The organism is Bradyrhizobium mercantei (assembly GCF_001982635.1).
Taxonomy (GTDB): Bacteria; Pseudomonadota; Alphaproteobacteria; order Rhizobiales; family Xanthobacteraceae; genus Bradyrhizobium; species Bradyrhizobium mercantei.
Genome location: NZ_MKFI01000005.1, coordinates 785,517 through 795,250, shown reverse-complemented (window position 1 = coordinate 795,250; position 9,734 = coordinate 785,517). Strand labels below are relative to the sequence as shown.

Annotated in this window: 12 protein-coding genes; 6 read left to right on the top strand and 6 right to left on the bottom strand. The window is 64.4% G+C overall.

Annotation, left to right across the window (positions count from 1 at the left end; genetic code table 11):
• Nucleotide 1: 1 nt before the first annotated feature.
• From BI327_RS26370 to BI327_RS26360, 3 genes are all read right to left on the bottom strand, one after another.
• Nucleotides 2-1,306 (bottom strand): TRAP transporter large permease, encoded by a 1,305-nt coding sequence (locus BI327_RS26370; protein ID WP_076864298.1) that lies wholly within the window; start codon nucleotides 1,304-1,306, stop codon nucleotides 2-4.
• 32 nt (nucleotides 1,307-1,338) lie between these two features.
• Nucleotides 1,339-1,848, bottom strand: a complete 510-nt coding sequence (locus BI327_RS26365; protein ID WP_035652977.1) for a TRAP transporter small permease — start codon at nucleotides 1,846-1,848, stop codon at nucleotides 1,339-1,341.
• A gap of 189 nt (nucleotides 1,849-2,037) precedes the next feature.
• Nucleotides 2,038-3,060, bottom strand: a complete 1,023-nt coding sequence (locus BI327_RS26360; RefSeq protein ID WP_076864166.1) for a TRAP transporter substrate-binding protein — start codon at nucleotides 3,058-3,060, stop codon at nucleotides 2,038-2,040.
• Nucleotides 3,061-3,330: 270 nt separating this feature from the next.
• Between BI327_RS26360 and pobA the strand changes: the two genes are divergently transcribed.
• The 3 genes from pobA to BI327_RS26345 all read left to right on the top strand — a co-directional run bounded on the left by pobA (nucleotide 3,331) and on the right by BI327_RS26345 (nucleotide 5,862).
• Nucleotides 3,331-4,500, top strand: a complete 1,170-nt coding sequence (pobA, locus tag BI327_RS26355) for a 4-hydroxybenzoate 3-monooxygenase (protein ID WP_076864165.1) — start codon at nucleotides 3,331-3,333, stop codon at nucleotides 4,498-4,500.
• 203 nt (nucleotides 4,501-4,703) lie between these two features.
• Nucleotides 4,704-5,282 carry a glutathione S-transferase family protein gene (locus BI327_RS26350; protein WP_076864164.1) on the top strand — a complete coding sequence of 193 codons (579 nt, stop codon included), beginning with the start codon at nucleotides 4,704-4,706 and terminating at the stop codon, nucleotides 5,280-5,282.
• 124 nt (nucleotides 5,283-5,406) lie between these two features.
• Nucleotides 5,407-5,862, top strand: a complete 456-nt coding sequence (locus tag BI327_RS26345; protein WP_076864163.1) for a PaaI family thioesterase — start codon at nucleotides 5,407-5,409, stop codon at nucleotides 5,860-5,862.
• 9 nt (nucleotides 5,863-5,871) lie between these two features.
• Here BI327_RS26345 and BI327_RS26340 read toward each other — a convergent pair whose 3' ends face one another.
• A complete protein-coding gene (locus BI327_RS26340; RefSeq protein WP_076864162.1) occupies nucleotides 5,872-6,765 on the bottom strand; it encodes a LysR family transcriptional regulator in 894 nt (297 codons plus the stop codon).
• A 106-nt stretch (nucleotides 6,766-6,871) separates the two neighbouring features.
• Between BI327_RS26340 and BI327_RS26335 the strand changes: the two genes are divergently transcribed.
• The gene (locus BI327_RS26335) at nucleotides 6,872-7,501 is read left to right on the top strand and encodes a pyridoxamine 5'-phosphate oxidase family protein (RefSeq protein ID WP_076864161.1); all 630 of its coding nucleotides are present in this window, start codon (nucleotides 6,872-6,874) and stop codon (nucleotides 7,499-7,501) included.
• Here the strand turns inward: BI327_RS26335 and BI327_RS26330 are convergent.
• Entirely contained in the window at nucleotides 7,498-8,229 is a 732-nt protein-coding gene (locus BI327_RS26330; protein ID WP_076864160.1) for a glutathione S-transferase family protein, read from the bottom strand. The genes BI327_RS26335 and BI327_RS26330 overlap by 4 nt on opposite strands.
• A gap of 64 nt (nucleotides 8,230-8,293) precedes the next feature.
• Nucleotides 8,294-8,527: a hypothetical protein gene (locus tag BI327_RS26325; protein WP_076864159.1), complete on the bottom strand. Its 234-nt coding sequence runs from the start codon at nucleotides 8,525-8,527 to the stop codon at nucleotides 8,294-8,296.
• A 170-nt stretch (nucleotides 8,528-8,697) separates the two neighbouring features.
• Here BI327_RS26325 and BI327_RS26320 point away from each other — a divergent pair, with 170 nt between their 5' ends.
• Nucleotides 8,698-9,396, top strand: coding sequence for a helix-turn-helix transcriptional regulator (locus tag BI327_RS26320; RefSeq protein ID WP_028336549.1), 699 nt, complete (start codon nucleotides 8,698-8,700; stop codon nucleotides 9,394-9,396).
• Nucleotides 9,396-9,731, top strand: coding sequence for a YkgJ family cysteine cluster protein (locus BI327_RS26315; protein WP_076864158.1), 336 nt, complete (start codon nucleotides 9,396-9,398; stop codon nucleotides 9,729-9,731). Before BI327_RS26320 ends, BI327_RS26315 begins: the two co-directional genes overlap by 1 nt.
• Nucleotides 9,732-9,734: the final 3 nt, after the last annotated feature.

The window sequence follows — 9,734 nt, the reverse complement described above, 5'->3', positions numbered from 1 at the left end:
TCTAGCCTATCATGCGCTGCGGCAACCAGGTCGCGAGCAGCGGAAACAGGATCAGGATCACCAGCCGGATCAGATCGGTGATCACGAACGGCAGCACGCCGACGAAGATCGTCGACATGTTGACGTCCTTGATCACGCTCTTGATCACGAACACGTTCATTCCGACCGGCGGGTGGATCAGGCCGAGCTCCACCGTCATCACGATGATGATGCCGAACCAGATTGGATCGAAGCCGAGCGAGGTCACTACCGGAAACACGATCGGCACGGTGAGGATCACCATCGCCATCGCGTCCATCAGGCAGCCGAGCACCAGATACATCAGGAGGATCAGCGCCAGCACGCCATAGGGGCCGATGCCGAGCCCGGTGAGAAACGCCGTGACGTTCTGCGGCGTCTGGGTGATGGTGAGGAAGTAGCCGAAGCAGAGCGCGCCGATCAGCACGGTGAACACCGCTGCCGCGGTGCGCGTCGCCTGCAGCAGCGATTGCAGGATGCCGTCCTTGGTCAGCTTGCCCCTGAGGATTCCAATGATGAAGGCGCCGACCGCGCCGACCGCACCGGCTTCGGTCGGGACGAAGAAGCCGCCATAGAGGCCGCCGATCACGAACAGGAACAGCAAGAGCGGCGACCAGACGTCGCGCAAGGCCATGACGCGCTCATGCCACGACGCCCTCTTTCCCGCCGGCAGGAAGCCCGGCCGCGTCACGCCGATGATGCCGATCGTGACCATGTGCATCAGGATCGCGAGCAGGCCCGGCACCACGCCTGCGATGAACAGCTTGCCGATGTCCTGCTGCGTGATGATGCCATAGACCGCGAGCACAGTGGATGGCGGCAGCATCGCCCCGAGCGTGCCGCCGACCGCGATCACGCCGGTGGCGAAGGACTGCGGATAGCCGAAGCGGCGCATCTCGGGATAGGCGACCGCCGAAAAGGTCGCGGCGGTCGCGACCGACGAGCCGGAGATCGCGGCGAAGCCGCCGCAGGCCGCGATGGTCGCGATGCCGAGGCCGCCCTTCCAATGGCCGACGAAGGTGTTGGCGGCACGGAACAGCTCGCGGCTGATGCCGGAGACGGACACGAAGGCGCCCATCAACAGGAACATCGGGATCACGCCAAAGGAATAGTCCGTCACCGTGCGCATCGTGGTCTGGCCGACCAGTTTCAGCGCCGGGGCAAAGCCGGTGAGATAGCCAAAGCCGGTGATGCCGACGAGGCCCATCGCCATGCCGACGGGCACGCGAAGTAGCATCAGCACGAACAGGCTGACAAAGCCGATGACGGCGACGGCCTCGGGACTCAAATCGAGACTCATGGTTTCAGACTCATGGCCGTCTACTCCGCGGTCTTGATCTTGGCATCATGGATATCTTCCGGATGGAAGATCAGGCGGTAGGTGCGGATCGCGATCAACAGCACGGCCGAGACGTCGCCGATCCACGACACCAGGAAGAACGGCCAGACCGGCACGCCGAGATCCATGGTGACGATGTGGCTGTTCCTGGTGTCGATCACCTTGTCGACCAGCGTGTAGGTCTGCACGCTCACCACGAACAGCAGCACCAGGGTGGCGAAAATGTCGATCCAGCGCTGGTAGCGCGGCGAAGCGTTGGCCCAGACCAGATCCACGGTGATGTGGGTGCCGCGATAGCTCGTCGCCGCGATGCCCCAGAAGATCAGGATGCCGAGCAGGAACTGGCCGAAATTGTAATAGTCGGGGATCGTCACCGCGAAGAATTTGCGCATGAACACCGCGGTGAAGGTGTTGAGCGCGACGACGCCGACGAAGAAGGCCGCCACCCATTCGATCGAATCGATGAAGCGGTCCATGAAATTCTTGCGCACCGGTTCGGGCGGGCCGGTGATCGCGCCGTCTTGGGTGACTTCGGAATTGGCAGCCATTGTTGAAATCCATCCCGTGTCATGGCCGGGCTTGACCCGGCCATCCACGACTTCACTTCGATCGGATGGGCAAGGGCGTGGATGCCCGGGTCAAGCCCAGGCATGACGACCGCATTTGCCTCGGCAGTTCGCCTAGATCCCCGCCTCGTACTTCTTCAGCGTGGCCTGCAGATCGGCTTCGATCTTCTCCCCATCGCCGCCGGCCTTCTTCACCGCCTCGGCCCAGCTGTCGCGCAGCGGCTTGACCGCCTTCTTCCATTCGGCGAGCTGATCAGGGGTCAGCTGATAGACCTCGTGGCCCTCCAGCGCCTTCATCTTGGTGCGGCCATTGGCTTCGAAGTCGGTCCAGGGATCGGTGACCTTGGAGGCCCATTCCGGCGTGCAGTGATCGTCGATCACCTTCTTCTGGGCAGCCGACATCGAATTGTATTTGGCGAGGTTCATGTTGTAGGTGAAAACAGTCGTATAGAGCGGCACGTCCATGTGGTACTTCACCACCTTGTCGATGCCGAACAGGAAGATCGAGCCCCAGGGGAAGGTGATCTCGTCGGCCACGCCGCGCTCGATCGCGTCGCGCGATTCCGGCGCGGAAGCCTGCACATTGGTGCCGCCGAACATCTTCACCATCTCGCCGATGGTGCTCTGCGCGGGTCGCACCTTGACGCCGGAGAGGTCGCTCGGCAGCACGATCTTCTTCTTGCCGTGCAGCGCGCCCGGATCATGGATGAAGGCGAAGCAGAGCTTGGTGTCCTTCATCTCGGTCGGCGCGTATTTGTGGTACCACTCGTTCAGCGCCAGCGTGCCCTTCTTGCCGTCCGAGAACACGAACGGGAGCTGGCCGGCGGCGGCGATCGGGAAGCGGCCCGGCTGATAGCCGGGATTGACATAGGTGACGTCGGCGATGCCGTCGCGCGCCATGTCGTAGTGGTCGAACGCCTTGCCGAGCTGCTCGGACGGAAACACCGTGACCTTGATGGTGCCGCCCGATGCCTTCTCGATGTCGGCGGCCCAGGCCTGCGTCGCAGGCACCAGCGGATGCGCCGGCGGCACCCAGAGCGACACTTTGAGATTGACGGTCTTGTCCTGCGCCAAAGCAGGTGCTGCGGCCGGCACGATGGCGGCTGCCATCAGCAGCGCCAACAAACTCTTCCTCATCACGTCTCCTCCTCTCCATGACGGCGGGCTTGGTGCCCGGTCTCATTAGTTAACATGTTATCTAATTCGCGCGATTGATCAAGATGGAATATGCGGGGCGGACGCCTCGTCGCACCCGGTCCCTCCAGTTATCTTGCGCTGCGGCGAACGCGTTCCACGGCAAATCGGCCTTGCCAAACCTGTTATATGATATAGTTGCCATGGCAAGTTGACGGTGACCGCCCGGCGCGGGCGCCCGGCTCAAGCCTATCCGATCGGGAGGAGCAGGTATTGCGGACAAAAGTAGCAATCATAGGCGCAGGTCCGGCCGGACTGTTGCTTGGGCAACTACTTCATACTTTCGGCGTAGACAACGTCATTCTCGAGCGGCAAACCCCGGATTACGTGCTGGGGCGGATTCGCGCCGGTCTCCTTGAAGAGGGGACGGTGTCGCTGCTCGACAGCGTCGGCGCGGCCGCCCGCCTGCACCAGGAAGGCCTGGTCCATCACGGCGTCGAACTGGCCTTCGGCGGCGCGCGGCACCGCATCGACATGCATGCGGCGACCGGCAAGACCGTGACCATTTACGGCCAGACCGAAGTCACGCTCGATCTGATGAACGCCCGCAAGGCCGCCGGCCTGACCTCGATCTACTCCGCCGCCGACGTCAAGCCGCATGATTTCGACACCGATCATCCGCGCGTCAGCTACGTCAAGGACGGCGTCACCCACGAAATCGCCTGCGATTTCATCGCCGGCTGCGACGGCTTCCACGGCATCAGCCGCGCCAGCGTGCCGGCGTCGGCAATCACCAGCTACGAGCGGGTGTATCCGTTCGGCTGGCTCGGCATCCTCTCGGAGACGCCGCCGGTCTCGCCGGAATTGATCTACAACAACCACGAGCGCGGCTTTGCGCTGTGCACGATGCGCTCGACCCACCGCAGCCGCTATTACGTGCAGTGCCCGCTCGACGATCATGTCGACCAGTGGTCGGACGAGCGGTTCTGGGATGAATTGAAGCGGCGCCTCGACCAGAAGGCGGCCGACGAAATCGTCACCGGCCCCTCAATCGAGAAGAGCATCGCGCCGCTGCGCAGCTTCGTCGCCGAACCGATGCGGTTCGGCCGGATGTTCCTCGCCGGCGACGCCTCGCACATCGTGCCGCCGACCGGCGCCAAGGGCCTCAACCTTGCGGCCAGCGACGTGCATTATCTGTCGCAGGCGCTGCGCGAATACTACGACGAGAAATCCTCGGCCGGCCTTGACGGCTACTCGGCCAAGGCGCTGGCGCGGGTCTGGAAGGCGGTGCGCTTCTCCTGGTGGATGACCTCGATGCTGCACAAATTCCCAGACGAGGGCGAATTCGCCGCGCGCATCCAGATCGCCGAGCTGGACTACCTCGTCAGCTCCAAGGCGGCGTCGACCTCGCTGTCGGAGAACTATGTGGGGCTGCCATTTTAGGGCAGACGCCAATGCAGAACCCGTCATCCTGAGGTGCGAGCGGAGCGAGCCTCGAAGGATGCACGGCCCGGCTGGTGGTCGTTGACCCTTCGAGACGCCGCTTCGCGGCTCCTCAGGGTGACGGGGTAGGATTTCGCTCGCCGCTAGGCAGCATCTCCTGAAAACCCTAGCATCGCGAATGTCATGGGCCAGGAGCTGCCGTCATGCTCACCCTCTACTTCGCACCGGGCGCGAGCTCGATGGCCGTCCATATCGCCTTGCACGAGATCGGCACGGGCTTCGAGGCCCGCCCGATGTCGTTCAAGCGCAACGACATGCAGGCGCCCGACTATCTCGCGCTCAATCCGGAGGGCAAGGTCCCGACGCTTTTGATCGACGGCCGCCCGCTGACCGAGGTCGCGGCGATCCTGTTCTATCTCGCCAGGCGGTTTCCCGAAGCCAAACTGCTGCCGCGCGACGATCTCGAGGCCGAGGCACGGGTGCTGTCATGGATGTCCTTCATCGCGTCCACGCTGCACCGGGCGCGGGCGCGTGGACTCGATTACGCCAAGGTGGTCTGGGGCATCGCCGACCGGCGCCTGGGCAACGGCTGGGCGATCGGCAGCTACTCGATCGCCGACATCCATCTGTTCCGCCTCTATTGGCGGCTCGCCAATGCGCTCAAGCTGCCGCCGGAGACGTTCCCTCACCTCACCGCGCATTACGAGAGGATGATGGCGCGGCCGGCGGTGCAGAAGACGATCGAGATCGAAAGCGAAGTCGGCTACGAATTGCCGGCGTGAGCAGTCGGCGCGGCTGGGGCTTTCAAACACCTGCGCAAATCCCGTTTAAAACTTTGTAGGCGGTGAAACCGTCATCGACATCGCGTTCAATGGCGTCAACGAAAACGTCATAGGCGAGCTTCAGATGACCAGCGAAACGCAAGTTGCCCCCGACATCCCCCAGGACGTCCCTGAGGACTTCGAGCCGCTATTCCGCAAGAGCCCGCTCACCGAGCCCTGGGAGCCGCTTTACCAGAAGAAGACCGAGCGGTCCGTCATCATCGGGCTGCGGCTCGCCCGGCCGCACACCAACGGCCGCGGCCTGATCCATGGCGGGCTGATCGCAGCACTCTCCGACAACGCGATGGGCTATAGCTGCGGTCAGGCGACCGGCTGGACCACCTCGTATGTGACGATCTCGCTGACGGTCGATTTCGTCGGCTCAGCCAATGTCGGGCAGTGGCTCGCGATCGAGAGCGATGTGATCAAGACCGGCAGCACGATCTGCTTCGCGCAAAGCCTGATCAAGGCCGATGGCGTAACCATCGCGCGCGCCAGCGGCACGTTCCGCGTGGTGCCGAAGAAGCCGCCGGCAAGCTAAGCGGTTTCACTAGCCGAAGTGCCAATCGGTGATCTCGGTGACGAGATCGATGAAGGTCCGCACCTTGGCCGACAGCAGCCGGGATGTCGGGTAGACGACATGGATCGGCACCGCAGGCTGCTCGAACTCGGCGAGCACGATTCTGACGCGGCGGGCCTTGAGCGATTCGGCGGCCTGGTAGGCCATCACCCGCGTCAGTCCGCCGTCCTGTTCGGCGTATTGGATGGCGGCATCCGAGCTGTTGCTGGTGAAGCGCGGCGTCGGCGTGATGCGGATCTCCTGCCCATTCTCCATGAAGCGCCAATCCGGCGTCGCCGTCATCGCGCCGAACTGGATCGTGTCGTGCGCAAGGAGGTCTGCCGGCCGCTTCGGCTCGCCGCGGAGCTTCAGGTAACCGGCGGAGGCCACCACGATCCGGCGCATCTCGCCGACATGCCGCGCCACCAGGGTCGAATCCGGCAGGTGCCCGAGCCTGACCGCGAGGTCGACGCCATCCTCGACGAGGTTGATCCGGCGGTCCGACAGCCGCAAATCGACGCCGACATCGGGATAGCGCTTCAGATAGGCTGTCACGACCGGACTGACATGCAGCCGCCCGAAGCCGAACGGCGCCGAGATCACCAGACGCCCTTCGGGGCGGGTGCGCTCGCTCTCCACCGCGTCCTCGGCCTCCTCGACGTCGGCAAGGATCCGGCGCGCTCGCTCCAGATAGCGCGAGCCGGCGTCGGTCAGCGTCACCTGTCGCGTGGTCCGCTGCAGCAGCCGCGCGCCCAGCCGCTCCTCCAGTGCCGCGATCAGCCGGGTGATGGCGGAGGGCGACAGGCCGAGCTTGCGGGCGGCGGGGGCGAACCCCTCGAGGTCCGCCACCGCGACAAAGGCCTGCATGGCGTCGATCCGGTCCATGGCACTATTGCATAATGAGCAATAGTGAAGTGTCAATCCACCAGATTGCTTACGATCCGGGAACGTCCATTTTACGCGGTGAGGACGGCCGTCACGGGAGGCCCAGATGTCCGACGTTCACCCCTATCCCAGCGACGTTGCCTTCACGCCGGCGGTGAAGGCGATCCAGGCCCGGAAGGGCTCGCGCGAGGCCTACGCCGAGGTCGAGTCGCATGGCGGCTGGCGCACCGAGATCGACGAGAACCTCGCGGGTTTTCTCGGCGAGGTGAACAGCTTCTATTTCGCGACCGCCTCAGCCGACGGCCAGCCCTACATCCAGCATCGCGGCGGACCGAAGGGCTTTATCAAGGTGCTCGACAAGCACACGATCGCGTTCGCCGATTACAGCGGCAACCGGCAGTTCATCACCCAGGGCAATCTGTCGGAGAACGCCAAGGCCTATATCTTCGTGATGGATTATGCGCACCGCCGCCGCGTCAAGCTGTGGGGCGAGGCGCGGGTGGTGGAAGACGATCCGGCGCTGACCCGCGCGCTGATGCCGCAAGGCTATCGCGCGCGGCCCGAGCAGGTGATCCTGTTCAGGGTCGCGGCGTGGGACACCAACTGCCCGCAGCACATTCCGCAGAAGTTCGACGCGGCCGATGTGGCGGCAGCGCTGGCCTCGCGCGACCAGCGCATCGCCGAGCTCGAGGCGGAGCTTGCCGCATTGAAGGGCGAGCCTGTCGCGCCGGCTTAAGCGGCCTGCTGCTGCAGCGGGGCCCAGGCGAATTCCGGATAATACTGCTGCATCATCCGCCCGACATAGGCGGTCAGGTTGGCGAACTTCTCGGTGCGCTCGCGCAGCGGTGAATCGAAGAACGGCGTCAGGATTCCCGCCAGCGCGCCAAACGCGGTGGCGTCGGTGCCGCACGGTGCGTTGCCCATCAAATAGGGCTTGTCGCCGAGCTGCACCGACAGCGCGAACAGCGAGCGGAGCGCGAGATCGACGTCCTCGTCGGGTCCATGACGGCCAAGCCCGCTCAACAGATAGTTCTCGGCGACGCGGAACTGGGCGTCCTCACGCATCTTGTCGCGCATGTGATCCGGCGCGCCGTCGAAGAAATGCGCAGGCCCCTTGGCGAAATTGGTGTCGTCGACCCAGCGCGCGCCGACCAGCGCCCAGTAGACGTGATGCTCGATCATGCGCTCGAAGGCCCAGGCCTGGGCGCGCGCCTGCAGACTCAGCGGCGCGTCGAAATCGAAGCCGTATTTGCCCTCGATATGGGCGCGGATGAAGGTCGAATCGGCGATCGTCTCGCCGTCATCGGCGATAAACGGCAGCTGACCCTTGGGAGAGGCCGGCGGCATCGCCTTTTCCTTGGTGTAGGCAAGCCCGGCCATCTTGAGCTGGACCTCGGTCTTGGTCACGAAGGGGCTGATTTCCGGCAGACCGAAGCCCGTGCCAAAGCCAAAAAGCGTAATCATATGAAGCTCCCGATCGCCTGTGGTCGTGAATTGAAGCTAGCGGCCCCCTGCTGCCAGCATGGTGTCAGCAGTAGTGGCATTCACTGCCGAGCGGGCCTGCGGGTGCGAGGCGGCGAACCGCCTCGCGAACCCGCTTGACCAACCGCGCCCGCCCGTAGGACCAGGCTGCGCCGATCGACTGTGCGACCAGCGCGACCAGGGCCCAGCGCAGGTCGCCGGAGGTGGAGTAGACCGTGATCATTTGTTCCAGCGCGAAGCTCTGCGCTTGCCTGAAACCGAGTTCATCAAGATTCGTCATGGACAAATTCCCTTCACTTGAGGTGTTGTCCTGATATAGCCCCCACCTGCTGCCAACATGCTGTCAGCAGCAGTGACAGGGGGCGCGAAAAGGCAGCGCGTCGAGACGCCGCGAGATCCGTCAAGACACTCGTCAAGACAGCTGCAAAAGGGCCACTGAAGAGAATTGCCATGAGACGCGCCGACCGGCTGTTTCAGATCATCCAGGTGCTCCGCCGCACCCGTAAGCCTTTGACCGCGGATGCGATCGCAGCCGAGCTCGAGACCTCGAAGCGGACGATCTATCGCGACATCGCGAGCCTGATCGAGCAGCGGGTGCCGATCCGCGGCGAGGCCGGCATGGGCTACATCCTCGAGAAGGGTTTTGACCTGCCGCCTTTGATGCTGACACCCGACGAGATCGAGGCCTGCGTGCTCGGCGCGCAATGGGTGGTCGGTCACGCCGATCCGGCATTGGCGCGCGCGGCCGAGGACCTGATGGCCAAGATCGCCGAGACCGTACCGGACCGGCTGCGGCCGTTCGTGCTGGAGCCGGCGAGCCGCGCCCGCTCGGCCTGGAACCGGGAGCCGGACCGCATCGACATGGTCAGGACCCGCAGCCAGATCCACGAGGGCAAGAAGATCACGCTCAACTATCGCGACGAACATGGCCGTGACTCTGAGCGCACGATCTGGCCGATCGCGGTCGGCTATCACGAGGCGGTGCGGCTGCTCGCCGCCTGGTGCGAGCTGCGCAAGGACTTCCGCAGCTTCCGCACCGACCGCGTGGTGACCGCGGTCTATCACGACGAGAAATATCCGGAGCGGCGCGATCTGCTCAGGGCGCGCTGGCGGCGCAGCCTGGTCTGGGAAGCGCCGAGGGACACCTGATGGCCGACGACGCAAGCGACACCGCCGACGCCAGCCCGTGCCAGTCCTGCGGCGCCTGCTGCAGCTATTCGGAGAACTGGCCGCGCTTCACGACGGAGGATGACGCAGAGCTCGATCTGATCCCGTCGCAATTCGTCAATGCGCGGCAGTCGGGGATGCGCTGCGAGGGCGACCGCTGCTCGGCGCTGTCAGGAAAGGTCGGAGAAGCAACGCGCTGCGAGGTCTATGCGGTGCGGCCGGAGGTGTGCCGCATTTGTCTGCCGGGCGACGCCGAATGCGCGATGGCGCGGCGCCGGCACGGGCTGCCGCTCATTCCGAGCACGCAGCCGATCTGAACG

Coding starts and splice junctions, on each gene's coding strand:
- BI327_RS26360 (WP_076864166.1), bottom strand. CDS start 3,060: ATGAGGAAGAGTTTGTTGGCGCTGCTGATGGCAGCCGCCATCGTGCCG.
- BI327_RS26350 (WP_076864164.1), top strand. CDS start 4,704: ATGCTCACCCTCTACTTCGCACCGGGCGCGAGCTCGATGGCCGTCCAT.
- BI327_RS26345 (WP_076864163.1), top strand. CDS start 5,407: ATGACCAGCGAAACGCAAGTTGCCCCCGACATCCCCCAGGACGTCCCT.
- BI327_RS26340 (WP_076864162.1), bottom strand. CDS start 6,765: ATGGACCGGATCGACGCCATGCAGGCCTTTGTCGCGGTGGCGGACCTC.
- BI327_RS26335 (WP_076864161.1), top strand. CDS start 6,872: ATGTCCGACGTTCACCCCTATCCCAGCGACGTTGCCTTCACGCCGGCG.
- BI327_RS26330 (WP_076864160.1), bottom strand. CDS start 8,229: ATGATTACGCTTTTTGGCTTTGGCACGGGCTTCGGTCTGCCGGAAATC.
- BI327_RS26325 (WP_076864159.1), bottom strand. CDS start 8,527: ATGACGAATCTTGATGAACTCGGTTTCAGGCAAGCGCAGAGCTTCGCG.
- BI327_RS26320 (WP_028336549.1), top strand. CDS start 8,698: ATGAGACGCGCCGACCGGCTGTTTCAGATCATCCAGGTGCTCCGCCGC.
- BI327_RS26315 (WP_076864158.1), top strand. CDS start 9,396: ATGGCCGACGACGCAAGCGACACCGCCGACGCCAGCCCGTGCCAGTCC.